This is a genomic window from Streptomyces sp. NBC_01077 (assembly GCF_045162855.1).
Taxonomy (GTDB): domain Bacteria; phylum Actinomycetota; class Actinomycetes; order Streptomycetales; family Streptomycetaceae; genus Streptomyces.
In genome coordinates this window covers 4,371,631-4,397,110 of sequence record NZ_CP108669.1, presented here as the reverse complement: position 1 = coordinate 4,397,110, position 25,480 = coordinate 4,371,631, and the positions used below count along the sequence as shown (strand labels likewise).

The 25,480-nt window shown below is 71.8% G+C and carries 23 protein-coding genes; 13 read left to right on the top strand and 10 right to left on the bottom strand.

All coding sequences use genetic code 11. The features are described from left to right. Window positions 1–10: 10 nt before the first annotated feature. Both OG462_RS19550 and OG462_RS19545 read left to right on the top strand, forming a co-directional pair. A complete protein-coding gene (locus OG462_RS19550) occupies window positions 11–1,555 on the top strand; it encodes a FadD3 family acyl-CoA ligase (protein WP_406066616.1) in 1,545 nt (514 codons plus the stop codon). Between the two features lie 171 nt (window positions 1,556–1,726). Continuing rightward, entirely contained in the window at window positions 1,727–2,398 is a 672-nt protein-coding gene (locus OG462_RS19545; protein ID WP_406059237.1) for a hypothetical protein, read from the top strand. A 244-nt stretch (window positions 2,399–2,642) separates the two neighbouring features. Here OG462_RS19545 and OG462_RS19540 read toward each other — a convergent pair whose 3' ends face one another. Both OG462_RS19540 and OG462_RS19535 read right to left on the bottom strand, forming a co-directional pair. Continuing rightward, window positions 2,643–2,879, bottom strand: a complete 237-nt coding sequence (locus tag OG462_RS19540; RefSeq protein WP_406059235.1) for a hypothetical protein — start codon at window positions 2,877–2,879, stop codon at window positions 2,643–2,645. A 220-nt stretch (window positions 2,880–3,099) separates the two neighbouring features. Continuing rightward, entirely contained in the window at window positions 3,100–6,306 is a 3,207-nt protein-coding gene (locus OG462_RS19535; RefSeq protein ID WP_406059233.1) for a BTAD domain-containing putative transcriptional regulator, read from the bottom strand. A gap of 184 nt (window positions 6,307–6,490) precedes the next feature. Here OG462_RS19535 and OG462_RS19530 point away from each other — a divergent pair, with 184 nt between their 5' ends. After that, window positions 6,491–7,708: an amidohydrolase family protein gene (locus tag OG462_RS19530; RefSeq protein WP_406059231.1), complete on the top strand. Its 1,218-nt coding sequence runs from the start codon at window positions 6,491–6,493 to the stop codon at window positions 7,706–7,708. Window positions 7,709–7,757: 49 nt separating this feature from the next. On the opposite strand, the gene OG462_RS19525 is transcribed toward OG462_RS19530, so the two are convergent. Together OG462_RS19525 and OG462_RS19520 are read right to left on the bottom strand one after the other, a co-directional pair. After that, window positions 7,758–8,168, bottom strand: coding sequence for a PIN domain-containing protein (locus OG462_RS19525; protein WP_406059229.1), 411 nt, complete (start codon window positions 8,166–8,168; stop codon window positions 7,758–7,760). After that, the gene (locus OG462_RS19520) at window positions 8,165–8,386 is read right to left on the bottom strand and encodes a type II toxin-antitoxin system VapB family antitoxin (protein WP_406059228.1); all 222 of its coding nucleotides are present in this window, start codon (window positions 8,384–8,386) and stop codon (window positions 8,165–8,167) included. The genes OG462_RS19525 and OG462_RS19520 overlap by 4 nt, the downstream gene beginning before the upstream one ends. Before the next feature lie 200 nt (window positions 8,387–8,586). Between OG462_RS19520 and OG462_RS19515 the strand changes: the two genes are divergently transcribed. The 6 genes from OG462_RS19515 to OG462_RS19490 all read left to right on the top strand — a co-directional run bounded on the left by OG462_RS19515 (window position 8,587) and on the right by OG462_RS19490 (window position 16,729). Then, window positions 8,587–9,504: an LLM class F420-dependent oxidoreductase gene (locus OG462_RS19515; RefSeq protein WP_406059226.1), complete on the top strand. Its 918-nt coding sequence runs from the start codon at window positions 8,587–8,589 to the stop codon at window positions 9,502–9,504. An 11-nt stretch (window positions 9,505–9,515) separates the two neighbouring features. After that, window positions 9,516–10,289 (top strand): SDR family NAD(P)-dependent oxidoreductase, encoded by a 774-nt coding sequence (locus OG462_RS19510; RefSeq protein ID WP_406059224.1) that lies wholly within the window; start codon window positions 9,516–9,518, stop codon window positions 10,287–10,289. A 122-nt stretch (window positions 10,290–10,411) separates the two neighbouring features. Next, on the top strand, window positions 10,412–11,536 hold the full coding sequence (locus OG462_RS19505) for an LLM class flavin-dependent oxidoreductase (protein WP_406059222.1): 1,125 nt from the start codon (window positions 10,412–10,414) through the stop codon (window positions 11,534–11,536). 195 nt (window positions 11,537–11,731) lie between these two features. Next, a complete protein-coding gene (locus OG462_RS19500) occupies window positions 11,732–13,459 on the top strand; it encodes an amidohydrolase family protein (protein ID WP_406059220.1) in 1,728 nt (575 codons plus the stop codon). Beyond that, on the top strand, window positions 13,456–14,907 hold the full coding sequence (locus OG462_RS19495) for an aldehyde dehydrogenase family protein (protein WP_406059218.1): 1,452 nt from the start codon (window positions 13,456–13,458) through the stop codon (window positions 14,905–14,907). Before OG462_RS19500 ends, OG462_RS19495 begins: the two co-directional genes overlap by 4 nt. Before the next feature lie 238 nt (window positions 14,908–15,145). Further along, the gene (locus OG462_RS19490) at window positions 15,146–16,729 is read left to right on the top strand and encodes an APC family permease (protein WP_406059216.1); all 1,584 of its coding nucleotides are present in this window, start codon (window positions 15,146–15,148) and stop codon (window positions 16,727–16,729) included. A 91-nt stretch (window positions 16,730–16,820) separates the two neighbouring features. Here the strand turns inward: OG462_RS19490 and OG462_RS19485 are convergent, their stop codons facing one another. Next, window positions 16,821–17,033 (bottom strand): hypothetical protein, encoded by a 213-nt coding sequence (locus tag OG462_RS19485; RefSeq protein WP_406059214.1) that lies wholly within the window; start codon window positions 17,031–17,033, stop codon window positions 16,821–16,823. Between the two features lie 69 nt (window positions 17,034–17,102). Further along, window positions 17,103–17,570: a carboxymuconolactone decarboxylase family protein gene (locus tag OG462_RS19480; RefSeq protein WP_406059212.1), complete on the bottom strand. Its 468-nt coding sequence runs from the start codon at window positions 17,568–17,570 to the stop codon at window positions 17,103–17,105. Between the two features lie 24 nt (window positions 17,571–17,594). On the opposite strand from OG462_RS19480, the gene OG462_RS19475 reads away from it, so the two are divergent. Continuing rightward, window positions 17,595–18,113, top strand: a complete 519-nt coding sequence (locus tag OG462_RS19475; protein ID WP_406059211.1) for a GNAT family N-acetyltransferase — start codon at window positions 17,595–17,597, stop codon at window positions 18,111–18,113. Here the strand turns inward: OG462_RS19475 and OG462_RS19470 are convergent. Continuing rightward, a complete protein-coding gene (locus OG462_RS19470; protein WP_406059209.1) occupies window positions 18,079–18,546 on the bottom strand; it encodes a carboxymuconolactone decarboxylase family protein in 468 nt (155 codons plus the stop codon). The two genes, OG462_RS19475 and OG462_RS19470, sit on opposite strands and share 35 nt — an antisense overlap. Window positions 18,547–18,667: 121 nt before the next feature. Further along, complete coding sequence (locus OG462_RS19465; protein ID WP_406059208.1) at window positions 18,668–19,408, bottom strand: GNAT family N-acetyltransferase; 741 nt, start codon at window positions 19,406–19,408, stop codon at window positions 18,668–18,670. A gap of 107 nt (window positions 19,409–19,515) precedes the next feature. Here OG462_RS19465 and OG462_RS19460 point away from each other — a divergent pair, with 107 nt between their 5' ends. Then, window positions 19,516–20,163, top strand: a complete 648-nt coding sequence (locus OG462_RS19460) for a hypothetical protein (protein ID WP_406059206.1) — start codon at window positions 19,516–19,518, stop codon at window positions 20,161–20,163. 22 nt (window positions 20,164–20,185) lie between these two features. Here OG462_RS19460 and OG462_RS19455 read toward each other — a convergent pair whose 3' ends face one another. Next, window positions 20,186–21,667 carry a CehA/McbA family metallohydrolase gene (locus tag OG462_RS19455; RefSeq protein WP_406059204.1) on the bottom strand — a complete coding sequence of 494 codons (1,482 nt, stop codon included), beginning with the start codon at window positions 21,665–21,667 and terminating at the stop codon, window positions 20,186–20,188. A gap of 99 nt (window positions 21,668–21,766) precedes the next feature. On the opposite strand from OG462_RS19455, the gene OG462_RS19450 reads away from it, so the two are divergent. Continuing rightward, the gene (locus OG462_RS19450) at window positions 21,767–22,597 is read left to right on the top strand and encodes an LLM class F420-dependent oxidoreductase (protein ID WP_406059202.1); all 831 of its coding nucleotides are present in this window, start codon (window positions 21,767–21,769) and stop codon (window positions 22,595–22,597) included. An 86-nt stretch (window positions 22,598–22,683) separates the two neighbouring features. After that, entirely contained in the window at window positions 22,684–25,269 is a 2,586-nt protein-coding gene (locus OG462_RS19445; protein ID WP_406059200.1) for a bifunctional FO biosynthesis protein CofGH, read from the top strand. Window positions 25,270–25,279: 10 nt separating this feature from the next. On the opposite strand, the gene OG462_RS19440 is transcribed toward OG462_RS19445, so the two are convergent. Next, entirely contained in the window at window positions 25,280–25,405 is a 126-nt protein-coding gene (locus OG462_RS19440) for a tyrosine-protein phosphatase (protein ID WP_406059198.1), read from the bottom strand. Between the last annotated feature and the right edge of the window lie 75 nt (window positions 25,406–25,480).

The following is a 25,480-nucleotide window of genomic DNA, read 5'->3' as shown; positions in this document are numbered from 1 at the left end:
GGAGGCGGAGATGCGCGGCGACCTTGAGTGGGGCACGATCCCCGGTCTGGTGCGGGCGGCGGCCGAGCGGTACGGCGCACGGGAGGCCGTCGTCGACGGCCGCAACCGCGTCAGCTACGCGGAACTCGGCGAACGCGTCGAAAGGGCGGCGGCCGCCTGCCTCGCCACCGGCATACGGGCGGGGGACCGGGTCGCGATCTGGGCCCCCAACACCCTCGACTGGATCGTCTCCGCGCTCGGCGCCGTCACCGCCGGCGCCGTCCTCGTCCCCCTGAACACCCGCTTCAAGGGCACCGAGGCGGCCTACGTCCTCCAGAGCTCCAGGGCCCGGCTGCTCTTCGTCACCGGCACCTTCCTCGGCACCTCGTACGTGGCCTCCCTGCGCCGCTCCGGGGTCGCGCTCCCGGACCTGGAGAAGGTGGTGGTCCTCGGCGACACCGCGCCCGAGGAGTGGACCACCTGGAAGGAGTTCCTCGCGGAGGGCGACACCGTCCCGGCCGGCCGGGTCCGCGCGCGGGCCGCCGCGATCGACCCCTCTGCCCCCTCGGACATCATCTACACCTCCGGCACCACCGGCCGCCCCAAGGGCGCCGTCATCAGCCACGCCCAGAGCCTGCGCTGCTACGCGATCTGGTCCGAGCTCGCCGGCCTCCGCGAGGGCGACCGCTACCTCGTGGTCAACCCCTTCTTCCACACCTTCGGCTACAAGGCCGGGATCCTCGCCTGCCTGATGCGGGGCGCGGTGATCGTCCCGCAGTCCGTCTTCACCGTCGACACCGTCCTCGCCAACATCGCCGCCGAACGCGTCACCGTCCTGCCCGGCCCGCCCACGCTCCACCAGTCCCTCCTCGACCACCCGGCGCGCCCGGCCCACGACCTGTCCTCGCTCCGCCTCGTCGTGACGGGTGCGGCCGTGGTCCCCCTCCGGCTCGTCGAGCGCCTCCGCGCCGAGCTGGGCGTCGGCACGGTCCTCACCGCCTACGGCCTCTCCGAGGCGAGCGGCATCGTCACCATGTGCCGCCGCGACGACCCGGACGCCACCATCGCCACCACCTCGGGCCGCGCGATCCCCGGCACGGAGGTCCGACTGTCCGACAGCGGCGAGGTCCTGGTCCGGGGCCACCACGTGATGAGCGGCTACTTCGAGGACGAGGAGGCGACGGCGGCGGCGATCGACGCGGACGGCTGGCTCCGCACCGGGGACATCGGCGTCCTCGACGAGGCCGGCAACCTGCGGATCACCGACCGGCTCAAGGACATGTTCATCGTGGGCGGCTTCAACGCCTACCCGGCCGAGATCGAGCAGCTCCTGGGCCTCCACCCGGACATCGCGGACGTCGCCGTCATCGGCGTCCCCGACCCGAGGCTCGGTGAGGTCGGCAAGGCGTTCGCGGTGCGGAGGCCGGGGGCGAGGGTCACGGCGGACGACCTGATCGCGTGGTCGCGGCGGGAGATGGCGAACTACAAGGTGCCGAGGGAGGTCGAGTTCGTGACGGAACTCCCGAGGAACGCGAGCGGGAAGGTGCTGAAGGGGGAGCTGAGGGCGAGGCGTTGAGGCGGGCGGCCGGGGCGCGGAGCCGGGACATGGGGCCGGGACATGGGGCCGGGGCGTCGAGCCGAAGCGTGAGGTCGGACGGCGCCGAAGGAGTGCAACCGTCCGGCGCCGTGTACACGTCATAGGGGCAGTCTTCGGCGAACCGCAGTCCCACCTCCCCTGGAGCAGCCCGTGTCCTCGCCAACGCCTTCCGAGATCCCGCTCACCCTGACTCCGCAGCAGGCGGCCCAGGGCGTGATCATCACCGTCAACCTGCCGACCGGCCCCGCCCACCTCACGGTCCGCGCCTGCCGCCACGGCGAACTCGTCGCCGCCCGGCTCGGTGAGGGCACGGTGTACCTGCGCATCACCGTCGCGGGCGGCCCGCCCAAGAAGGGCGGCCTCCTCGGCTGCCTGATCCCCCTCGCCGTCCTCGGCGCGATCATCGGCGGCTCGTACCTCCTGAACGACGACTCGGACGACAGGGCCGGCTCGACGGGCCCCGGTCCGATCCCGACCTTCTCCTACCCGGCGCCGCCCAGCTTCGACGTCGACCTCGACCCCACCGCCGACCCGACCCCCACGGAGGAGGAGCCCGACCCGTACGAGAAGGGCACCTGCCTCAACGGCTCGCTGCCGGACTCGACGACCGCGCAGTCCGTCAGCGGCGTCGACGAGGTCTCCTGCTCGGCGTCCGACGCCCACTACAAGGTGATCCAGACGTTCCCGTTCACCTCCGACATGGGCCTGTGCAACGCCAACCCCAAGACGCAGTACGCCTTCTCCCACCGCTACACGATGAACGGCGCCACGGTCAGCGAGTACGTGTACTGCCTCATCGGCCTCGGCTCCTACGCCCGCTGACGCGCGAGCACGACGATTCCGTCCTGAGGAACCCGTACGCACACCGGAGGGGCCGGGCATCAGCCCGGCCCCTCCTCATGCGGTGGTCCGATCGCGTTGCGCACGGGCCCTGCCCGGACGGATCCCCCCTGGTTCCGTGCCGGGTGTCCCCCGGTTCCGTGTGCCCCCCGTCGACCGGACCTCCCTGGCGGGCCCCGGCGGCTCCCCCGAAGTCGCCGCCGCGGCCGTTCCCCGTCGGGAGTGGCTAGTTGGCCGGCTCGGACGTGATGTGGATGTTGCCGGCCGGACCCTTACCGGTGTCGGCGGAGGCGACGGGCTCCTCGCCCCCACCCGTGATGTGGATGTTCTTGATGCCGATCTTCTCGGCTATCGCGGCGCCGTCCTCACCCTCGGTGATGTGGATGTTCTTGGTGGTCACATCAGTGGTCTCGCCACCGGTGATGTGGATGTTGGTGGGGCTGACGGTTCGCTCGTCACTCACTGTGTGCAACCTCTCGCAGAATCGGGTGAGTTGGTGCTGAGGGCCCGTCCGGCTGTTCCCCCGTGGACGGCCGGACGGGCCTCTTTCGCAGGGCCGCTCACCCTAATGCGTCCGAGCGACGGCCTTCTCGGCGACCCATCTGCCCCCCGACGCGACGGATCGACTGATTCAGAGCATGTCGGATCGCCATAAACGAACGATGAACGCCCAGGCCAGGCGATCAGGCGACGGCCGCCGGATCGAGCAGCCGCCGCACGGCCTCGGCCTCGGGCGAGTTCAGGGATTCGAAGACCTCCAGCGCGTCGCGCCAGCACACCTCGGCGCGCCCCGACTGGCCGATGCTGTTGAGGGCACGGCCCAGGACGGTGAGGACGTTGCCCCGCCGCCACTCACCGCCGATGCCGCGCAGGACCGTCAGGGCCATCTCCGCGTTCGACGCGGCCTGGGCGTAGCGTCCTTCCGTGACCTCGGCCTCGGCGAGCCGGTACAGCGTCATTCCCTCCCAGAGGCGCTGGCGGCTGTCGGTGAAGACGGCGAGGGCTTCCTTGAGGCGTTCGGCGGCGGGGCCGAACTGACCGCTCTGGGCCAGAGCCATGCCCAGTGCGTAGCGCCCGTTGGCGCCCTTGAGGGCGTGCCCCAGGGTGTCGTACATGTCCGTGCCCTGCTGGGCGAGACGCACCGCGCTGTCCGTCCGCCCGGTGATCAGGTAGATGCGGGACAGGTTGCACAGGGCACTCGCCTCGCCGGCCAGGTCCTCGCAACTGCGGAAGTACTCGATGGCACGGGTGAAGTGCCGCTCCGCCTCGGTGTGGTTGTTCTCGTAGAACGCCATGACGCCCAGGATGTTCGGCGCCCAGCACAGGGGGAGCGGGTCGTCCACCGAGGTGGCCAGACGCATGGCGGTGCGGGCCTCTTCGCCGGCCTGGGTGAAGCGGCCCGAAACGTGGTGGCCGTACGCGAGGGTGATCGACGCCCGGCACTCGGCGCGGGAGTCGCCCTGCTTGCCGGCCGCCTCCCGCAGCGTCGTCGCCACCGTCTCGTACTCGCGGGAGTTCGCGCCCGACTCCGCCAGGTCCAGTGACGCCCACAGCAGGTCCACGCCCCGGCGCAGCGTGCCCGGCGTGGACGCCGACTGGCGGACACAGGCCAGGAGGCAGTTCGCCTCGGCGTAGAGCCAGTCCTGGGCCGCGTGGCGGTCGGTGAAGGTGAGGCCCTCGTGGATGGTCGGTTCCAGATGGTCGACGAGGCGGTCGCCGGGGCGCTCGATCGCGTACACCCGCGCCGCCGTCGACAGGTAGAAGTCGAGGAGCCGGGAGAGCGCCGCCTCCTTCTCCGACGGGGGCTGCTCGTCACGGTCCGCGCACGCACGCGCGTAGAGCCGCACCAGATCGTGGTACCGGTACCGGCCCGGCGCCGCCGACTCCAGGAGGGACGTGTCGACCAGGGCCTCCAGGAGGTCCTCCGTGTCCCACAGGGACAGGTCGAGGACGGCCGCGGCCGCCGCGAGCGAGATGTCCGGACCGTCCGCCAGGCCGAGGAGGCGGAACGCGCGCGCCTGCGCCGGTTCCAGCTGCCCGTAGCCGAGTTCGAACGTCGCCTTCACCGCGAGGTCGCCCGCCTGGAGTTCGTCCAGGCGCCGCCGCGAGTCCGCCAGCTTGGCCGCCAGGACCGAGACCGTCCAGGTGCGGCGGGCCGCGAGCCGGGACGCGGCGATACGGATGGCCAGCGGAAGGAACCCGCAGGCCGCCACGACGTCGAGGGCCGCCTCCCGCTCCGTCTGGACCCGCTCCGCGCCGACGATCCGGGTGAAGAGCTGGAGTGCTTCCTCCGGGGACATCACGTCCAGGTCCACCAGGTGCGCCCCCGCCAGGTCGACCATCCGGATCCGGCTCGTCACCAGGGCGGCGCAGCCCGCCGTTCCGGGCAGGAGCGGGCGGATCTGGGCCGCGTCACGGGCGTTGTCCAGGAGGACCAGGACCCGGCGTCCGTCGAGCGTCGAGCGGTAGAGCGCCGCCCGGTCGTCGAGCGAGTCGGGGATGGCCGAGTCCGGGGTGCCGAGCGCCCGGAGGAACGAGCCGAGGACCGTCTCCGGCGCGGCGGCGCGGGAGCCCGCGCCCTGGAGGTCCACGTACAGCTGTCCGTCCGGGAAGTGCGGCCTCGCCTCGTGTGCGACGTGCACGGCGAGCGTCGTCTTCCCGACCCCGCCGATGCCCGCGAGCGCGGAGACCGCCATGACATGGCCCTCGGCGGTGGCGAGGCGGGCGCCAAGTTCTCGTACGAACGAGGCGCGGCCCGTGAAGTCCGGGACCGTCGCCGGGAGTTGTGCGGGGCGGGCGACCGGTGCGGCGGCCGGGACGGCCTCCTCGACCGGCCGGGCGAGTTCGGCGTCGGCCTGCAGGATCCGCTGCTGGAGCCGGGAGAGTTCGGGGGTGGGGTCGACGCCGAGCTCGTCGGCGAGCAGCCGGCGCGTGTCGGCGTACACGGCGAGCGCCTCGGCCTGCCGCCCGCTGCGGTAGAGGGCGAGCATCAGCAGCTCGCGGAGCCGCTCCCGCAGGGGGTGCGCGGCGGTGAGGGCGGTCAGCTCGGAGACGGCCTCCGCGTGCGCGCCGACCTCCAGGTCGATGTCGAGCCGGGTCTCCAGGAGGGTGAGCCGCCACTCCTCCAGACGGGTCCGCTGCGTCTCGGCGTACGGCCCCGGTACGGAGGCCAGCACCTCGCCGTCCCACAGGTCCAGCGCCTCGGCGAGCCGGTCGCGGGCACCCGCCCGGTCCCCGGCGGCCCGCAGCCTCTCGGCCTCGGCGCCGAGCTCCTGGGCGGTGGCGACGTCGAGCGCGGCGGCGGAGGTGCGCAGGGCGTAGCCGCCGGACTCGCTGACGAGGACCTTGGGGCCGAGGGCCTTGCGGAGCCGGGAGGCGTACGTCCGTACGGCCGCGAGGGCCTGCGAGGGCGACTCCTCGCCCCAGAGCGCGTCGATCAGCTCGGAGGCGGTGGCGGTACGTCCGCCCCGGAGGAGGAGGGCGGCGAGCAGGGCGCGCTGCTGGGGCGAGCCGGTGGGTACGGGCTCGCCGTCCCGCCAGGCACGGACGGGCCCGAGCACGGCGAAACGGAGGAGGCCGGGGGAGGGGTCCGGGCTCACATCGCCGGGGCCGGGGCCGGTGTCCGTGCCCGCCTCGCCGGAGCCGGTGTCCGCGCTCGCATCGCCGGGGGCCGGGTCCGTGCTCGCTTCGGCGGCGGATCCGTGGCCGGTTTCCGCCGCGGCCGCTCGGCCCGTGCCCGTGTCGCGGCGCGCCGCCGCACCCACGTCCTGGCCCGTGCCCATGCCGGCGCCTTCGTCCGTCGCCGTCGGGGCATCCGTCCTCACCGGGGCGTCCGCGCCCGCCGTCGGAGCCCGTTGCGCCGGAACTCGCGGCCCGTTGTCACGGTCCATCGCTCCCCCTGCCCGTACCGCCACCGCTTGTTTCGCCCTGGACAGTCTGCCTTGTCCGGAGGGAGTCCGTCAGCATCGGGTCGGCCGTAGTCCGGGCCGTGATACGGCCGTAGTGCGGCCGTCACACCGTCGATTCGCCGCACGATAGCTGACGGGTCGTCAGATCAGCGCTACCGTAAAAGCCATGGAGACCTTCCCGAAGATCATCTCGGTGGACGACCACACCGTGGAGCCCCCGCACGTCTGGCGGGACCGGCTCCCGTCCCGGTACCACGACACCGGACCCCGGATCGTCCGCGCCCCGCTCAAGGAAATGACCTTCCTCGGCGGGAAGTTCGCCCCCGTCATGGGGGCCAAGGGCGACGAAGGGCCGATCGGTGACTGGTGGGTCTACGAGGACCTGCACCGGCCCCTCACCCGGCTCGACACCGCCGTCGGCTACGACCGCGACGAGATACGGCTCGAAGTCATCACGTACGAGCAGATGCGGCCCGGCTCCCACTCCGTGCCCGAGCGGCTCGCCGACATGGACGTCAACCACGTCCAGTCCGCGCTCTGTTTCCCGACCTTCCCCCGCTTCTGCGGGCAGACCTTCACCGAGGCGAGCGACCGCGAGCTGGGGCTGCTCTGCGTCCGGGCGTACAACGACTGGATGGTGGAGGAGTGGTGCGGGCCCGAGGCGCACGGGCGGCTCATCCCCCTCACGCTCATCCCGCTCTGGGACCCCGAGCTCGCCGCCGCCGAGGTCCGCCGCAACGCCGCGCGCGGGGTGCGGGCCGTCGCGTTCTCGGAGATCCCGCCGCACCTCGGGCTCCCCTCGGTCCACACGGACCACTGGGACCCCTTCTTCCGCGCCTGCGACGAGACCGGCACGGTCATCGCGATGCACATCGGCTCGTCCAGCCGGATGCCGTCGACGTCCGCCGACGCCCCGCCGGCCGTCGGCTCGACCATCACCTTCGCCAACTGCTGCTTCTCGATGGTCGACTGGCTGATGAGCGGCAAGTTCGAGCGCTTCCCGAACCTGAGGATCATGTACGCGGAGGGGCAGATCGGCTGGATCCCGTACATCCTGGAGCGCGCCGACGTCGTGTGGGAGGAGAACCGCGGCTGGGGCGGAGTCGCCGACAAGGTGCTGCGCCCGCCGTCCGAGCTCTTCGCCGGGCACGTCTTCGGCTGCTTCTTCGACGACGCCTTCGGACTCCGCAACCTCGATGCCATCGGGCCCGCGAACGTCCTGTACGAGACGGACTACCCGCACTCGGACTCCACCTGGCCCAAGTCCCGCGAGGTCGGCGAGGCCCAGATGGGCCACCTCGCGCCGGATGTCGTCGACCGGATCGTCCGGGGCAACGCGATCGACCTGCTCGGGCTGAGCCCGGAGGGCCTCTGGCGCCCGTGACCGGGCTCGTGGCGCGCGGCGGGGCCTTGGAGCGCACCGCCGCGCGGCCCTACCGGACGTCGTGGATGCTGTGCTCGCTCAGGTCGGCCGCGTGCCGGGCGATGGTCCTGTAGTCGACGTCGTCATGGAGGACGGTCAGCCCGTGATGGGCCGCAGTGGCCGCGATGATCAGATCGACGGCCGAGGCGCTCCTGTGCTCCCCGGCCCTCGCCATCCGGTGCTGCGCGGAGCCGATCCAGCGGCCCGCGTTCTTGGGTACCGCCACGTCGGGGTAGAGGTCGGTGAACATCTCGGCGATCTCGTCGTACTCGCGACCGTTCCGCGCGCTGTACAGGAACTCGGCGCGCTGCGGGTAGCAGGAGGCGATCGCCTCGGCGTCGATGGCGTCGTACCAGGCCGACTGGAGCGCGGGGTCGCTGAGCAGCCGGACAAGGCCGGATGTGTCGAGGAGGTAGATCACCGACCGTCCTTCTCGGCCTTGTGCCGCTGATCGGCGTCCTCGACCGCCCCCCACTGGCGTGCGCGCTCGAAGTGGCGGCTGATGCGTGCGGCACGCTCCTGCCGGTCGGCGTAGAACCGGAGGGCGAGATTGACGGCCTCCTTCTTGGTCCTGGCCGTGGACAGGGCCATCACGCGTTGCAGTGCGTCATCGTCTATGTCGATCTGGGTCACGGCCATGCCGTGCCTCCTCGCTGCGATGTGGGTGATGTACAAAAAATTGTACTTCACCAACATTTCCTTCGCGACGCCCGAGGCGATCCCGCGCGAGGTCGCCTCGCGACGGGTGGCGGCCCTCGTCGTAGGCCTTGCCTGATGAGGCGGCGGCGGTGACGATGGCCCCTTCATGGTCTGACGCATCGTCAGTTAAGGGGTTTCCCATGGTCGTCTACGGGATGCAGCTGCCCGTCCAGTCGCAGAGCGCGATCTACGCCGAGCGCTGGGAGGCCGACGCCGGGCCGGCCGACCTCCTCGCCGTCGCCCGGGCCGCCGAGGACCACGGCTTCGACTACCTCGCCAGCTGCGACCACGTGGCCATCCCGCGGCGGCTCGCCGAGGCCATGAGCACCGTCTGGTACGACCCGGTCGCCACGCTCTCCTTCCTCGCCGCCGCCACCGAGCGGGTCCGGCTGCTCTCGCACGTCGCCGTCGTCGGGCTGCGCCATCCGCTCGTCACCGCCAAGGCGTACGCGACGCTCGACCACCTCTCGGGCGGCCGGCTCGTCCTCGGGGTCGGCGCCGGGCACGTGCAGGAGGAGTTCGAGGCGCTCGGCGTCGACTTCGCGCGCCGGGGAGCCGTGCTCGACGAGACCGTCGACGCGCTGCGGGCCGCGCTCGGCCCCGAGGAGTACCCCGAGCACACGGGCGAGCGCTTCGCGTTCAAGGAGCTGGGCCAGCTGCCCCGGCCCGCACAGGAGCGCGTCCCCCTCTGGGTGGGCGGCTCCTCCCCGGCCGCCGTGCGCCGCGCCGCGCTCAAGGGTGACGGCTGGCTCCCGCAGGGCGACCCGCGCGAGCAGCTCGCCGTACAGATCCAGAAGCTGCTGCGGCTCCGCGCCGAGGCCGGGATCGCGGAGCCGATCACCGTCGGCGCGATCGCCGAGCCGCTGTACGTCGGCGCCCCCGGCTGGAACGTCGGCCGCCGCACGCTGAGCGGCTCCCCGGATGAGCTCGCCGCCTCCCTGCGCGCGTACGGGGAGATGGGCGTGCACCAGATCCAGGTCCGGTTCCGCTCCCGGAGCCGTGCCGAACTCATCGACCAGATGGCGGCCTTCGGCACGGAGGTCGCCCCCCACCTCTAGGGAGTACGGACATGGGCAAACTCGACGGGCGGGTCGTCCTCGTCACCGGCGCGGCACGCGGGCAGGGCGAGCAGGAGGCCCGGCTGTTCGCGGGGGAGGGCGCCAGGGTCGTCCTCGCGGACGTCCTCGACGACGCCGGTGAGGCGCTCGCCAAGGAGCTGAGGGAAGCACTGGGGGAGGACGGGGTCGTCTACGTCCATCTGGACGTGACCAGGGAGGAGGACTGGGCCGCGGCCGTGGCCGTCGCCAAGGAGCGGTTCGGGAAGATCGACGGGCTCGTCAACAACGCCGGCATCCTCCGCTTCAACGAGCTGCTCTCCACCCCTCTGGAGGAGTTCCAGGCGATCGTCTCGGTCAACCAGACCGGCTGCTTCCTCGGCATCCGTACGGTCGCGCCCGAGATCGCGGCGGCGGGCGGCGGCACGATCGTCAACACCGCCTCGTACACGGGGCTGACGGGGATGGCCGGGGTCGGCGCCTACGCCGCCTCCAAGCACGCCGTGCTCGGACTCACCAGGGTCGCCGCCCTGGAACTGGCGGCGAAGGGGATCCGGGTGAACGCCGTCTGCCCGGGAGCGATCGACACCCCCATGAGCAACCCGGAGGGTGTGGATCCGGCGGCCACGGCCGACCTGTACCGCAAGCTCGTGCCGCTCGGGCGGATCGGGCGCCCGGACGAGGTGGCGGCCCTCGCGCTCTTCCTGACCGGGGACGACTCGGCGTACATCACGGGCCAGCCCTTCGTGATCGACGGCGGCTGGCTGGCCGGAGTCAGTCTCTTCTAGTCCGCACCTGACGGCTCGTCAGGTATTGACGCACCTGTCGCGCGATGCGACAGTCGGGCACATCACGAATCTGACGGCACGTCAGAAACTCCGTCAGAAACTCACGAGGACGGTGAACCCCCTTGGAATTCGGGATCTTCGTACAGGGATACGTCGGCAAGCGCGCCGAGACCGATCCCGAAGCCGAGCACAAGGCCCTCATGGAGGAGACCGAGTACGTCATCCAGGCGGACAGGTCCGGCTTCAAGTACGCCTGGGCCTCGGAGCACCACTTCCTGGAGGAGTACTCGCACCTCTCCGCCAACGACGTCTACCTGGGCTACCTCGCCCACGCCACCGACCGGATCCACCTCGGCTCCGGCATCTTCAACCCCCTCGCCCCCGTCAACCACCCGGTGAAGGTCGCCGAGAAGGTCGCCATGCTCGACCATCTCTCCGGCGGACGCTTCGAGTTCGGCTCCGGCCGTGGTGCGGGCTCCCACGAGATCCTCGGGTTCATGCCGGGCATCACCGACATGAACTACACCAAGGAGCTGTGGGAGGAGACGATCGCCGAGTTCCCCAAGATGTGGCTCCAGGACGAGTACGTCGGCTTCCAGGGCAAGCACTGGTCGCTGCCGCCCCGCAAGGTCCTGCCCAAGCCGTACGGGAAGTCCCACCCCGCCATGTGGTACGCGGCCGGGTCCCCCTCCTCGTACGCCATGGCCGGCAAGAAGGGCCTCGGAGTCCTCGGCTTCAGCGTGCAGAAGGTCTCCGACATGGAGTGGGTCGTCGAGTCCTACAAGACCGCGATCAAGGAAGCCAAGGCGATCGGCGACTTCGTCAACGACAACGTCATGGTCACCTCGACCGCGATCTGCGCCGAGACCCACGACAAGGCGGTCGAGATCGCCGTCGGCGGCGGCCTCAACTACCTCCAGTCGCTGCTCTTCCGCTACCACGACACCTTCCCCCGCCCCGAGGGCATCCCCGAGTGGCCGGAACTCCTCCCCGAGTACTCGGCCGAGATCATCGAACTCCTCATCCAGGAGGAGCTGATGATCTGCGGCGACCCGTCGGAGGTCCTCGCCCAGTGCAAGCGCTGGGAGCAGGCCGGGGCCGACCAGCTCTCCTTCGGGCTCCCGATCGGGATCTCGTACGAGGACACGATGAACTCGATCAAGCTGATCGGCGAGCACGTGATCCCCGAGATCGACACGGACCCGGTCCACCGCACGACCCGCTTCCGCCAGTCCGCGGGTTCCTGACGGCAGCCCCCCGTGTGGGCAATCGTCCCGCTGGGCGGGACGGGTGGCCACAACGGGGTGGGGCGGAGCCCCGGCGTACGAGCGCGGGGTGGTGTCTTCCCGGACCGCCGCCCCGTACCGGCCCCGGCCGGAGGCCGTTCCGCGGCGGCCCCCGGTCCGGGGCACACCCGTGTCCACGTCCAGAAAGGGAACGTCATGCTCGATCACCTGATCAAGGGCGCCACCGTCGTGGACGGCACCGGCGCCCCCGGCTACGTCGCCGACATCGGCATCCGCGACGGGCGGATCGTCTTCGCCGAGCCCGGTGCGGTCGCCCGTACGACCGAGGACGCCACCGGCCTCGTCCTCACACCCGGCTTCGTCGACCCCCACACCCACTACGACGCCCAACTGTTCTGGGACCCGTACGCCACCCCCTCCATGAACCACGGCGTCACCACCGTCGCCGGCGGCAACTGCGGCTTCACCCTCGCCCCGCTCCACCCGGACCGGCCCGAGGACGCCGACTACACCCGCCGCATGATGTCCAAGGTCGAGGGCATGGCCCTGAAGGCCCTGGAGGAGGGCGTCGACTGGAGCTGGTCGTCCTTCGCCGAGTACCTCGACGCCCTCGACGGCCGGATCGCCGTCAACGCCGGCTTCATGGTCGGCCACTGCGCCCTGCGCCGGTACGTGATGGGCGCCGACGCCGTCGGCGGGCAGCCCACCCCCGCGCAGCTGGAGCACATGGTCGCCCTCCTCAAGGAGGCCATGGAGGCGGGCGCCTGGGGGCTCTCCACCACCCAGTCCTCGACCCACTCCGACGGCGACGGCGCCCCCGTCGCCTCCCGGCACGCGGGCCCCGACGAGCTGATCGCCCTCTCCACGGCGGTCGGCGAGCACGAGGGCACCCAGCTGGAGGCGATCCTCGCGGGCTGCCTCGACCAGTTCTCCGACGCGGAGATCGACCTCTTCGTCGAGATGACGGCGGCGGCCGGCCGGCCGCTCAACTGGAACGTCCTCACCATCGACGCCGCCGTCCCCGAACGCGTCCCGCGTCAGCTCACCGCCTCCGAGCGGGCCCGGAAGTCCGGCGGCCGGATCGTCGCCCTCACCATGCCGATCCTGACCCCCATGAACATGTCCCTGGGCACGTTCTGCGCGCTCAACCTCATCCCCGGCTGGGGCGAGATCCTCGCCCTCCCCGTCCCCGAGCGCATCGAGAAGCTCCGCGACCCCGCCGTACGGGCCGAGATGCTGCGGCGCGCCGACTCCAAGGAGGCCGGGGTCTTCCGGCGCCTCGCCCACTTCGGGCGGTACGTCATCGGGGACACGTACAGCCGCGAGAACGAGGGCCTCTCCGGCCGGGTCGTCAACGACATCGCGGCCGAGCGCGGCCAGGACCCCTTCCAGTGCCTCGTCGAGATCTGCGCCAACGACGAGCTCCGGACCGTCCTGTGGCCGATGCCCAGCGACAACGACCCGGCCTCCTGGGCGCTGCGCCGCGAGACCTGGGACCACGAGGACGTGATGCTCGGCGGCTCCGACGCGGGCGCCCACCTGGACCGGATGTGCGGAGCGCCGTACACGACCCGCTTCCTCGGCGACTGTCTGCGCGGCCGGAAGCTCGTCCCCCTGGAGCGGGCGGTGCGGATGCTGACCGACGACCCGGCCCGGCTCTTCGGGCTCCGCGAGCGCGGCCGGATCACCGAGGGCTTCCACGCCGACCTGGTCCTGTTCGACCCGGAGCGGATCGACGCCGGCCCGGCGACCCTCGTGCACGACCTGCCGGGGGACAGTCCGCGGCTCGACTCGCGGGCGGTCGGGATCGTGTCGGTACGGGTCAACGGCGTGGAGACGCTGCGGGACGACGAGGTGACCGGCGCGGTCCCGGGGAAGGTACTGCGCTCCGGCCGTGACACGAGGACGGTGGCGACCAGGTGAACCAGAAGCTCTTCATCGGCGGCGAGTGGGTCGAGCCCGACGGCGGTCACTACGAGGTGATCGACCCGGCCACCGAGGAGGTCGTCGGCCTCGCGCCGGAGGCCTCCCGGAGCCAGGTGTACGAGGCGGCCGCCGCCGCCCGCGAGGCCTTCGCCTCCTGGTCCCGTACCAAGCCGGAGGAGCGGGCCGCGATCCTCGACCGGGCCGCCGACCTGATGGCCAGGGACGCCGAGGCGAACACGCTCCTCGCCCGGGCCGAGACGGGCGCCACCACGGGGACCGCGCGCGGCATGCAGGTGGCCGTCGGCTCGGCCCGCTTCCGGCGGTACGCGCGCGGGGCCATGGAGCCGGTCGAGCAGGCTCTGCCCCCGCAGATCAACGAGGCGGGCCCGATGGGGAAGGCCGGGGTGTTCGGCGCGGTGGCGGTGCGCCGCCCGGTCGGCGTGGTCACCTGCATCACCTCGTACAACAACCCCTGGGCCAACCCGGCCGGCAAGGTCGCCCCGGCCCTCGCGATGGGCAACACGGTCCTGGTGAAGCCGGCCCCGCAGGACCCGCTCTCCGTGTACGCGATGACCCGCGCCCTGGATGAGGCCGGCGTCCCGCCGGGTGTGGTCAACGTCGTCACCGGCTCCTCGGTCGAGGCCGGGCAGGCGGCCGTGGACTCCCCGGACGTCGACATGGTGTCGTTCACCGGCTCCACGGCGGTCGGGCAGGCGATCGGCGAGGTCTGCGGCCGCTCGCTCAAGCGGCAGCTGATGGAGCTGGGCGGGAAGGGGGCGGCGCTCGTCTTCGACGACGCGGACCTGGACTCGGCGGTGATGGGGATCGGGACGACGTTCTCCTTCTACAGCGGGCAGATCTGTACGGCCCCGACGCGGGTGCTCGCGCAGCGCGGGATCTACGAGCGGCTGATCGAGAAGCTCACCGGATATCTGGCCTTCATGAAGGTGGGGGACCCGGCGGAGAAGGGCACGATCGTCGGCCCGGTGATCTCGGCGGCCCACCGCGACCGGGTGGAGTCGTACGTCGAGCTGGGGCGGAAGGAAGGGGCGCAGGTCGTCGTGGGCGGCGAGCGCCCGGACCTCCCGAAGGGCTTCTACGTGGCGCCGACGCTGCTCGCCGACTGCACCAACGAGATGCGGGTGGTGCGGGAGGAGATCTTCGGACCGGTCGTCGTGGTCGTCCCCTTCGACGACGAGGAGGAGGGGATCGCGCTCGCCAACGACAGCGATTACGGGCTACTGGACTACGTGTGGTCGGGCGACGTGGCCCGCGCCTTCCGGATCGCGGCCCGGCTGCGGGCCGGCGGGGTGGGGGTGAACACGATCGGGCGGAACATGGAGGCGCCGTTCGGCGGATTCAAGCGGAGCGGGGTCGGACGGGACGTGGGCTCGTACGCGCTGCACGCGTACAGCGAGCTGCAGGCGGTGGTGTGGCCGGGCTGAAGGCGTTCGCGAAAATTCCTCGGGAAAATTTCGAAACGGACATTTCGGGCCACGCTGCGGTTCCCGCATATCGGACACGGGGCGACCGACCTACCAGTTGGTCGGTCCGTCCCGTCCGTCGATCTTTCAATCATTGGCGAGGGTCCGCCTCGACCCGCGCAATGCAAGGCGATGATCGATCAGATGAGCGGATTTTGATCCTCCGGATGTGGAAACCGCAGCATTTAACGTCCTGTTCATGACTCAGGTGGAAGCGCGGCCCCAGGCCGGAGACACGGTAAGGGGCGTCAACGCCCCGGGCGACACCGACGGCGCGGCCGATGCCAACGGCGTGCGCACCAAAGGCCTCGGCGGAAACTCCGTCGGCCTCCTCGGCAGTGCCGTCATCGGCATCTCGACCGTCGCCCCCGTCTACTGCCTGACCTCGACGCTCGGTTCCACCGCCGGCGAGGTCGGACTGCAGATGCCCGCCGTCTTCCTCGCGGGCTTCCTCCCGATGCTCCTCGTCGCCTTCGCGTACCGGGAGCTCAACAAGGTCATGCCCGACTGCGGCACCTCGTTCACCTGGACCGTGAAGGCCTTCGGACCCAGGATCGGCTGGATGTGCGGCTGGGGCCTCGTCATCGCGACGATCATCGTCCTCTCCAACCTGGCGGGCGTCGCGACCTCCTACTTCTGGCTCCTCGCGGGTGAGATCAGCGGCAGCGAATCCATCGCCGCCCTGGACGACAACAAGGCCGTCCACATCGTCACCTGCCTCGCGCTCATCGCCGCGGCCACCGCGATCAGCTACCGCGGCATGACCGCCACCAAGGGCGTCCAGTACACCCTCGTCGGCCTCCAGCTCGTCGTCCTCGCCGTCTTCGTGGGCATGGCCCTGACGAAGGCCGGCTCCTTCGAGACCTCGGTCGACTTCTCCTGGTCCTGGATGAACCCCTTCGCGGTCCAGTCCTTCGCCGCCTTCACCGCCGGCCTCTCGCTCTCGATCTTCATGTACTGGGGCTGGGACGCCTGCATGGCGACCAACGAGGAGACCACCGGCAGCGCCAAGACCCCCGGCCGCGCCGCACTCATCGCGATGGTCGTCCTGGTCGGCTCCTACCTGGCGACCGGCATCGCCGCCCAGATGGTCGTCGGCTCCGGCGAGGAGGGCCTCGGCCTCGCCAACCCGGAGACCTCCGACAACGTCTTCGCCGCCCTCGCCGGCCCGGTCATGGGCCCCACGCTCGGCATCCTGCTCTTCGTCGCGGTCCTCGCCTCGGCGGCCGCCAGCCTCCAGACGACGTTCATCCCGGTCGCCCGTACGGTGCTCGCGATGTCCACGTACGAGGCGCTGCCGAAGTCCTTCACCAAGGTCCACCCGGTCTTCAAGACCCCCGGCAAGGCCACCGTCGTGGCCGGTGTCGCCACCGGCGTCTTCTACACCGTGATGACCCTGCTCAGCGAGAACGTCCTGGTCGACACGATCTACGCGCTCGGCCTGATGATCTGCTTCTACTACGCGCTCACGGCCTTCGCCTGCGTCTGGTACTTCCGCGGCGAGCTCTTCCGCTCCGGCCGGAACTTCGCCTACAAGGGCCTGATGCCGCTGCTCGGCGGCCTGATGCTCACGGCCGTCTTCGGCAAGACGCTGTACGACATGTGGGACCCGGCGTACGGCTCCGGCTCCGCGGTCTTCGGTGTCGGCTCGGTCTTCGTGATCGGCGTCGGGCTGCTGCTCGTCGGCGCGGTGATCATGCTGGTCATGCAGCGCCGGAGCCCCGCGTTCTTCCGGGGCGAGGTCCTGACGAAGGAGACGCCGTCGCTGGTCGTCGCCGACTGACGGCCGTACGTACCTGAGTCACCCGAAACGCGAAGGTGGCGGGCCCGTGGGGGGTCCCGCCACCTTCGTTCTTCGTTTCCTCGCGTACGGCTCAGCGCCCGGGGAGCAGGTGCTCCACCGCCGCGTTGGCGGGCGGCAGGCCGGGGGTGCCGGCCGGCTTGGCCTTGAGGGTGAGGACCCCGCTGAGCGGCACGACCGAGGGCAGGTTCACGCCGCCGGCGTCGGCGGCTGCGGTTCCGGCGGCGGCGAGGCCGCCGGTCGCGGCGAAACAGGTCAGGGCGACTGCGGTGAGCATCTTCTTCATGCCCGCACCAACGCGGACGGCATGGATCCGGTTACGACCACCAGGTCACGCCGGGGGCACCGGTGACGACTACCAGGTCGCGCCGGCCGGCTGCCGGGTCGTCGCGTTGAGCCGGTTGAAGAGGTTGGAGACGCCGATCCACAGGACGATCTGCGCGAGCTGCTTCTCGTCGTAGTGCCGGGCGGCCTCGTCCCACACCGCGTCCGGCACGGCATCCGGGCGGTCCGCGAGCCGGGTCGCGTGCTCGGCGAGGGCGAGCGCCGCCCGCTCCGCCTCCGTGAAGTACGGGGTCTCCCGCCAGGCCGCCACGGCGTGCAGCCTTTCGTCCGTCTCCCCCTCCTTCTGCGACGTCAGGGCCCCGCCGACCACGCAGTACCCGCAGCCGTTGATCTGGCTGGCCCGGAGGTGGACCAGGCCCAGGGTGGTGCCGGGCACGTCGCCGCCCGACATGACGGCCTTGATGAGCTGCTGGATCGCGGGCCCGGACTGGGGGAGGAGGGCTGCGGGGTTGGGCATACGGGCAGGGCGAGGCTGCATGAAGGGGCTCCCTAGGATGCGTACATGTATGGGGAAACGAACTGGTCGCTGCGCCCCGGGCGGGCGGAGGACATCGAGGCCATGGCGGAGCTGAGGGCCGTCGTCATGCGGGACGACCTGGAGCGCCTCGGCCGCTACGACGACCACCGGGTGCGGCAGCGGCTGCGGGACGGCTTCTCGCCCGAGCACACCTCGGTCATCGAGGTGGACGGCGGCCTCGCGGGCTGCGTGACGATGCGCCCGCACGAAGGTGGTCGGGGGTTCTACCTGGAGCACTTCTATCTGGCCCCCGGGGTCCAGGGGCGGGGCCTCGGAACGGCGGTGCTGCGGGAGCTGCTCGTACGGGCGGACGAGGCCGCGGTCCCGGTCCGCCTGGTCGTGCTCCAGGGAAGTGCGGCCCGCCGCCTCTACGAGCGGGAGGGCTTCGTCTTCGAGTCCGAGGACCCGGTGGACGTGCTGCTCGTACGCGAGACACCGGCCGCCGCCGCGCCCGTCGCCGCCGCACCCGTCACAGGCCGACTCCGGCCGGCTGGCGGACGGTGACGTTGATCCGGTTGAACAGGTTGGTGACGGCCACCATCAGGACGATCGCGGCGAGCTGCTTCTCGTCGTAGTGGTCGGCGGCGGCGTCCCAGACGTCGTCCGGCACGGCGTCCGACGTGTCGGCGAGCCGGGTCGCCGCCTCGGCCAGAGCGAGGGCCGCACGCTCCTCGTCGGAGAAGTACGGGGCCTCGCGCCAGGCGGCGACGGCGAACAGCTTCTCGTCGCTCACGCCGTTCTTCTTCGCGCTCTTCGCTCCGTAGTCGACGCAGAACCCGCATCCGTTGATCTGACTGGCCCGCAGGTGCACCAGCTCCAGGGTCGACTCCGGGACGCCGCCGTCCCGGGTGGCCTTCACCAGGTTCTGGATGGCGGGGGCCGCGCCGGGGAGGACATAGGCGGGGTTGGTCATCCGGGGGGTGATCTCGTGGGCCATGGTGATCGCTCCTCAGCGTCTCTCTGTGTGCGGTTTCTGTTGCCTTCACCGCACTGACGGAGCGGACGCGGAGGGTGTGACAGGTCCGGAGAACTTTCCCGGGATTTTTTTCAGGACCCCCCTAGGCCTCCGCGATGAGGGCGGTGGCGACGGTGCGGAAACCGAGCCGGCCGTAGAGCCGGGCCACGTCCGCGTCCGATGCCGACAGGAACACGAGCCCCACGCCACGGGACCGGGCGTCGGACACCAGGGCCGCCGTCACCGCGAGCCCGAGGCCCCGGCGCCGCGCCTCGGGGACGGTGCCGACGCCGACGACCTCGGAGACGGCCCCGACGGGCTGGTGCTGCCCGGCCGCGAGCGCGGTGCCGGTGGTGTCCAGGGCGGCGGCGAAATGGGTGTGGCCCGCGGTGATCCGGGCGGCGACCTGGGCGAAGGCCCCGGGCGAGGGCTCGGCGCCGAAGGCCGCGTACGGGGCGGCGACCGCGCTCGGCAGGACGGGATCGTCGGCGCCGACGATCCGTACGGTGGCACCCTCGGGCTCCGGTACGGGGAGCCCGTCGCCCTCGAGGACCATCAGCGGATGCTCGTGGACGGTGAGGCCGCTCGCCTCGACGGCCGCCCGGAGTCCGGGTGTCGTCTCCGCCACCCACTCGAACGCCTCGGGCGCCCCCAACTCCCGCTGGCGCGCCCGGACCCGGTCCACGTCGGCGACCGACACGTCCCCGGCGTACCCGAGCGCGGGCCGCGCGTAGTACGGCCAGCCCTTCCCCTCCCGTACGAACAGGGTCAGGGGCCCGAAGTCCTCGGCGCGGGCGGCGGATCGGGGAACGGCGTCGTAGTACGTCTCGAGTCGGTTCAGCATGGGGGCCACGGTAGGCGGGGGAGCGGGAGGGCGCCCGGGGATTTCGGCCGGGACGGGAACCGCCCATGGCATGATCCCGTCACTCAGGTCGACTGGGGGAGACGACGATGAGCACGACGCACGACTGCCCGGCATGCGGGCGCGACGACCAGGTGCAGGCCGTGCCGGCCGTGTACCTGGGGGGACGGGACGCCGTCAGGAGCCGGGAGCGGGACCGGGACGGCGACATGCGGACCGTGACGCGGACGGTGACCACGGGGCTCTCCAGGGCGCTCGCGCCCGTACCCACGGCGCCCACGTACGGCATCAGCTGCCTCGGCGTGTTCGCGGGCTTCGTGACCGTCGCCACGTCCATGGCCTGGGTCTTCGTCGGGGGCGCCATGGAGGACGACCCCGATCCTTCGTCCCCGGGGTATCCGTACGGTTCGCCGGAGCCATCGGCCCGCCTCGGTCCGGACCTCGGCTTCCTGCCCTGGATCTCGGCCCTCGCCCTGCTCGTCACCGTCCTCGTGATCGTCGTCCTGGTGCGGCGCAAGGCCACCTTCGCCCGCCGGACCCGCGGCCGCCACCGCGCCGAGGAACTCTGGTCGCGCGGCTGGTACTGCCACCGCTGCGGCACGGTCCACTTCGTGGACGTCCCCGGCGAGGACCGTGCCCCGCTCACCCTCCAGCAGTTCCGCGAACGGGTCTGGGAGCACGGCGGTTACGGAGACCTGGCGGCCGAACAGCGAGCGGTGGCGGCGCTCGGCGACTGACGGCCGACAGGTCCCGGGTCCGTCAGCGGGCCTCCAGGAACACCGGGTTCGTGAAGGCCGCCGGCGCGCCCGGCAGCGGAGGCAGGGCCGCCGGGTGGCGGACCTCGGCGCGTACGTACGTGGCGTACGCGGCGGTCGTCGGCCACTCCGCGAGCCCCTCCGCCGCCGGCTCCGTGTGCAGCACGCCCTGGTCCGTGACGAAGCGGATCGTGCCGCCCTCCGGGGCGCCCGTCACCTTCAGCCGTACCGTCACCGGCTCGTCGCCGGCGACCCGCAGCCGCTCGCCGATGCCCGCCGCACGCCCCCGGCCGTCCGTCACCGAGAAGTCCAGGGAGACCGCGGAGGACTCGGCGACGTACGAGCGGCCCGCGCGCAGGCCCGCGAGGATCGCCTTCCGGCTCAGGTCGTCGGCGAGGACCACGGTCTGCGGGGTGCCGACGCGTTCCGGGTCGCGGTGGGCGTCGCTGTTGCCCATGGCCGGGGTCCAGCGGCCCTGGGCGAGCGCCGCGTCCCAGCCGGCCAGGGACACCTCGTCGTCCGGGGTGAAGGGGCCGTTCCACACCTCGACCGCGTCCGCGTCGCCGAAGCCGAACTTCCAGACGCAGCCGATGCAGGTGGCGTGCGGATGGGCGGGCACGACGAGGCCGCCGGCCCGGCGGATCTCGCGCGCGAAGTGCCCGAAACGGTTCTCCCGGGCCCGGTAGCGCCAGTCGATGAACGTGCCCGGGTCGGTCCCGATGGCGAGGACGTGACCGTTGCGGGTGGTGACCTCCTCGCCGAGCAGGATCAGCAGGTCGTCCCCGGCGAGCTCCGCCCACGCGCCGTGCCCGCCGTGGGTGTTGTGCTCGGTGGCCGTCACGAAGTCGAGCCCGGCGGCGCGGGCGAGCGCGGCGACCTCGGCGGGGGTGCGGCGCCCGTCCGAGTACACGGTGTGCAGATGGCAGTCGCCGCGGTACCAGGCGCGGCCACGCCCCGCGGCCCGCTCCGGCGGGTACACCGGGCGGGGCGCCGGCAGCGCGGCACCGAACCGGAGGGTGATCGTGACGCTGTACGGGAGTCCCTGCGGGGCCACGGTGTAGGGGGCGAGGACGACGAACCAGGTCCCTGCTCTGAGCGGCCCGGCGAGGTAACCGGGCGTCGCCTCGTCCGCCCGTACGAAGAAGTCCTTGCGCGCGCCTCCCGACCAGCCGCGGAAGCCGTCGCCGCCGAGTGCGGTGCCGCGCTGGTCGAAGAGGCCGATGTCGAGGGCGTTGCCCTGGGTGCCGGCGGGGACGGCGGGCCGCTCGTAGGAGTACGCGACGTGGAGTTCGCGTACGCCGCGGGGCAGCTCGACGGGGAGGTACACGTAGTCGGGGGAGCCGGGCGGCAGGACGCCGGTCACGGTCTCCGTCCGGTCCCCGCCCCCTTCGGCGTGGGCGAAGCTCACACCGCCCAGCGTCAGGGCCGAAGCGATGCCCGTCGTGATGCCCGTCGCGAGGAGTGCACGTCTGCTCGGTTCGCTCATACCGGGACCCTGCTCCGCACCCGTGAACGCCCGGCCAACGCGGAACGCACTCGTGTCGCACCCCTCGGAAATCCGGGCCGTACGCCCTACCGTGCCGCTATGCGGATCTCGACCACGATCTTCCTGACCGACGAGACCATCACCCCCGTGCGGCTCGCGCGCGAGCTCGAACAACGCGGGTTCGGCGGGCTCTACCTCCCCGAGCACACCCACATCCCCGTCGCACGGGACACGGCCTACCCGGCGGGCGGCGAGCTGCCCCGCGAGTACGGCCGCACCCTCGACCCGTTCGTGGCCCTCGGCCAGGCCGCCGCCGTCACCGAGCGCCTGGCGCTGGGCACCGGCATCACGCTGATCGCCCAGCACGACCCGATCGCCCTCGCGAAGCAGATCGCCACCCTCGACCACCTCTCCGGCGGCCGCTTCACCCTCGGCCTCGGCTTCGGCTGGAACAAGGAGGAGGCCGCCGACCACGGCGTCGACTGGCCGACCCGCCGGGACCTGGGCCGCGACCGCCTGAACCTGATGCGAGCGCTCTGGGCCCCGGAACCCACGGCCTACGAAGGCGAGTTCGGCCACTCGGTGCACGCGTCGCAGGCCTGGCCGAAGCCCGCGGGCGGCGCACCCCGCACCCTCCTCGGCGGCGCGGCGGGCCCGAAGCTCTTCGCCCAGATCGCCGCGCAGACGGACGGCTGGATGCCGATCGGCGGCCGGGGCCTGGCGGAGGCGCTCCCGCTCCTGAAGGAGCAGTGGGAGAAGGCGGGCCGCGACCCGAAGACCCTGGAGATCGTCCCGTACGCGGTCCTCCCGACCCCGGGCAAACTCGCCCACTACGCGGAACTGGGCTGCGAGGAGGTCGTCCTCCAGCTGCCGCCGGAGGGCGAGGCGGAGGTCCTCCGCGTCCTGGACGCGTACGCCCAGTACCTCTGAGGCACCTGCCCGCACCTCTGAGGAACCTGCGTGCTTCCTACGGGGACCCCGACCTCCTCCCCCGCGCCCGCTCGTATGCTCGTTTCATGACGGATGACCAGGAAGCTCGCCCCACCGCGAACGCCATGCGCCGTGCCCTGAAGCGGGCCAGGGACGGGGTCGCGCTCGATGTCGGTGAGGCCGCCGTGCTGTTGCGGGCGCGGGGGGACGATCTGGTGGATCTCGTCGCGTCCGCCGGGCGCGTGCGGGACGCCGGGCTCGAGGCGGCCGGACGGCCGGGGGTCATCACGTACTCGAAGAGCGTGTTCATACCGCTCACCCGGCTCTGCCGGGACAAATGCCACTACTGCACCTTCGTCACCGTGCCCGGCAAGCTGCGCCGCGACGGACACGGGATGTTCATGTCGCCGGACGAGGTCCTCGACATCGCCCGGCGCGGGGCCGAGATGGGCTGCAAGGAGGCCCTGATCACCCTGGGCGACAAGCCCGAGGACCGCTGGCCCGAGGCCCGCGAGTGGCTCGACGCACACGGGTACGACGACACCATCGCGTACGTACGGGCCATGGCCATCCGGATCCTGGAGGAGACCGGGCTCCTGCCGCACCTCAACCCCGGTGTGCTGTCCTGGACCGACTTCCAGCGGCTCAAGCCCGTCGCCCCCTCCATGGGGATGATGCTGGAGACCACTGCCACCCGCCTCTGGTCCGAGCCCGGCGGTCCCCACTACGGGTCCCCCGACAAGGAGCCGGCCGTCCGGCTCCGGGTGCTCGAGGACGCCGGCCGGTCGTCCGTGCCGTTCACCTCGGGGCTGCTCCTCGGGATCGGGGAGACGCTCGAGGAACGGGCCGAGTCGCTCTTCGCGCTCCGCCGCGTCTCCCGCGCGTACCACTCGATCCAGGAGCTGATCATCCAGAACTTCCGCGCCAAGCCGGACACGGCCATGCGCGGAATGCCGGACGCCGAGCTCGACGACCTCGTCGCCACGGTCGCCGTCGCCCGGCACATCATGGGCCCCTCCGCCTGCCTCCAGGCCCCGCCGAACCTCGTCGACTCCGAGTACGAGCGCCTCATCGCCGCCGGTATCGACGACTGGGGCGGTGTCTCCCCGCTCACCATCGACCACGTGAACCCCGAGCGCCCCTGGCCGCGGATCGAGGAGCTCGCCGAGAAGTCCCGCGCCGTCGGCTTCGAGCTGCGCGAGCGGCTCTGCGTCTACCCCGAGTTCGTCACCCGGGGCGAACCCTGGCTCGACCCCCGGCTCCTCCCGCACGTCCGCGCCCTCGCCGACCCCGAGACGGGTCTCGCGAACCCCGACGCGCCCGTGCGCGGTCTGCCCTGGCAGGAGCCCGACGAGGCGTTCACCGCCGCCGGCCGCACCGATCTGCACGCCACCATCGACACCACCGGCCGTACGCACGACCGCCGTGACGACTTCGACGAGGTGTACGGCGACTGGGAGGCGCTGCGGGAGGCCGCCGCCCCCGGCATGGTCCCCGAGCGGGTCGACGCCGATGTGCGCGAGGCGCTCGCCGTCGCCGCCGACGACCCGACGAAGCTCACCGACGCCCAGGCCCTCGCCCTGCTGCACGCCGACGGGCCCGCGCTCGACGCGCTGACCCGCATCGCCGACGACGTCCGCAAGTCCGTCTCCGGCGACGACGTCACGTACATCGTCACGCGGAACATCAACTTCACCAACGTCTGCTACACCGGCTGCCGTTTCTGCGCCTTCGCCCAGCGGCGTACCGACGCCGACGCCTACACCCTCTCCCTCGACCAGGTCGCGGACCGCGCCCAGCAGGCCTGGGAGGTCGGCGCCGTCGAGGTCTGCATGCAGGGCGGCATCCACCCGGACCTGCCCGGCACCGCCTACTTCGACATCGCGCGCGCGGTGAAGAAGCGCGTCCCCGGCATGCACGTGCACGCCTTCTCGCCCATGGAGGTCGTCAACGGCGCCACCCGCACCGGGCTTTCGATCCGTGAGTGGCTCACGGCCGCCAAGGAGGCCGGGCTCGACTCGATCCCCGGCACCGCCGCCGAGATCCTCGACGACGAGGTCCGATGGGTCCTCACCAAGGGCAAACTGCCCACGGCCACCTGGATCGAGGTCATCACCACGGCCCACGAACTCGGCATCCGCTCCAGCTCCACGATGATGTACGGGCACGTGGACCAGCCCCGGCACTGGCTCGGCCACTTCCGCACCCTCTCCCGCATCCAGCAGGAGACCGGTGGCTTCACCGAGTTCGTGACCCTCCCCTTCATCCACACCAACGCCCCCGTCTACCTCGCGGGCATCGCCCGTCCCGGCCCGACGGCCCGCGACAACCGCGCGGTCATCGCGATGGCCCGGCTCCTCCTCCACCCGCACATCCCCAACATCCAGACCAGCTGGGTGAAGCTGGGCACGGAGGGTGCCGCGGAGATGCTCCGCTCGGGCGCCAACGACCTGGGCGGGACGCTGATGGAGGAGACCATCTCCCGGATGGCCGGTTCGAGTTACGGCTCGTACCGCTCGATCCGCGACCTGGAGGCCATCGCGGAGGCGGCGGGCCGCCCGGCGAAGCCCCGGACGACCCTGTACGGCGAGGTGCCGGAGGAGCGACAGCGCACGGCGAGGGCATCGGACGGCCACCTCCCGGAACTGCTGCCGGTCCTGCCGGCGGAGTAGCTCGTGGCTCCTATCCGACCAGGAGGTCCTTCTTCAGGCCCTTGAGCTCCTGGTCGTCGATGCCGAGGCCCTTCCGCAGGTACGTGCGGAAGGAGCCGAACTCCTCCTCGACCTCGGCGAAGCTCGCGTCGAGCACCGACGTTCTGGCTCGTGATCACGGGATCAAAAAGCGATCGTTGGAGCCCCGACGAACCTGCGGTGAACTGTGGTC

Excerpts from the sequence above, each read along its gene's own strand:
- OG462_RS19550 (WP_406066616.1), top strand. The coding sequence starts at position 11 with ATGCGCGGCGACCTTGAGTGGGGCACGATCCCCGGTCTGGTGCGGGCG.
- OG462_RS19535 (WP_406059233.1), bottom strand. The coding sequence starts at position 6,306 with ATGGACCGTGACAACGGGCCGCGAGTTCCGGCGCAACGGGCTCCGACG.
- OG462_RS19530 (WP_406059231.1), top strand. The coding sequence starts at position 6,491 with ATGGAGACCTTCCCGAAGATCATCTCGGTGGACGACCACACCGTGGAG.
- OG462_RS19520 (WP_406059228.1), bottom strand. The coding sequence starts at position 8,386 with ATGGCCGTGACCCAGATCGACATAGACGATGACGCACTGCAACGCGTG.
- OG462_RS19515 (WP_406059226.1), top strand. The coding sequence starts at position 8,587 with ATGGTCGTCTACGGGATGCAGCTGCCCGTCCAGTCGCAGAGCGCGATC.
- OG462_RS19510 (WP_406059224.1), top strand. The coding sequence starts at position 9,516 with ATGGGCAAACTCGACGGGCGGGTCGTCCTCGTCACCGGCGCGGCACGC.
- OG462_RS19500 (WP_406059220.1), top strand. The coding sequence starts at position 11,732 with ATGCTCGATCACCTGATCAAGGGCGCCACCGTCGTGGACGGCACCGGC.
- OG462_RS19490 (WP_406059216.1), top strand. The coding sequence starts at position 15,146 with ATGACTCAGGTGGAAGCGCGGCCCCAGGCCGGAGACACGGTAAGGGGC.
- OG462_RS19485 (WP_406059214.1), bottom strand. The coding sequence starts at position 17,033 with ATGAAGAAGATGCTCACCGCAGTCGCCCTGACCTGTTTCGCCGCGACC.
- OG462_RS19480 (WP_406059212.1), bottom strand. The coding sequence starts at position 17,570 with ATGCAGCCTCGCCCTGCCCGTATGCCCAACCCCGCAGCCCTCCTCCCC.
- OG462_RS19475 (WP_406059211.1), top strand. The coding sequence starts at position 17,595 with ATGTATGGGGAAACGAACTGGTCGCTGCGCCCCGGGCGGGCGGAGGAC.
- OG462_RS19470 (WP_406059209.1), bottom strand. The coding sequence starts at position 18,546 with ATGGCCCACGAGATCACCCCCCGGATGACCAACCCCGCCTATGTCCTC.
- OG462_RS19465 (WP_406059208.1), bottom strand. The coding sequence starts at position 19,408 with ATGCTGAACCGACTCGAGACGTACTACGACGCCGTTCCCCGATCCGCC.
- OG462_RS19460 (WP_406059206.1), top strand. The coding sequence starts at position 19,516 with ATGAGCACGACGCACGACTGCCCGGCATGCGGGCGCGACGACCAGGTG.
- OG462_RS19455 (WP_406059204.1), bottom strand. The coding sequence starts at position 21,667 with ATGAGCGAACCGAGCAGACGTGCACTCCTCGCGACGGGCATCACGACG.
- OG462_RS19450 (WP_406059202.1), top strand. The coding sequence starts at position 21,767 with ATGCGGATCTCGACCACGATCTTCCTGACCGACGAGACCATCACCCCC.
- OG462_RS19445 (WP_406059200.1), top strand. The coding sequence starts at position 22,684 with ATGACGGATGACCAGGAAGCTCGCCCCACCGCGAACGCCATGCGCCGT.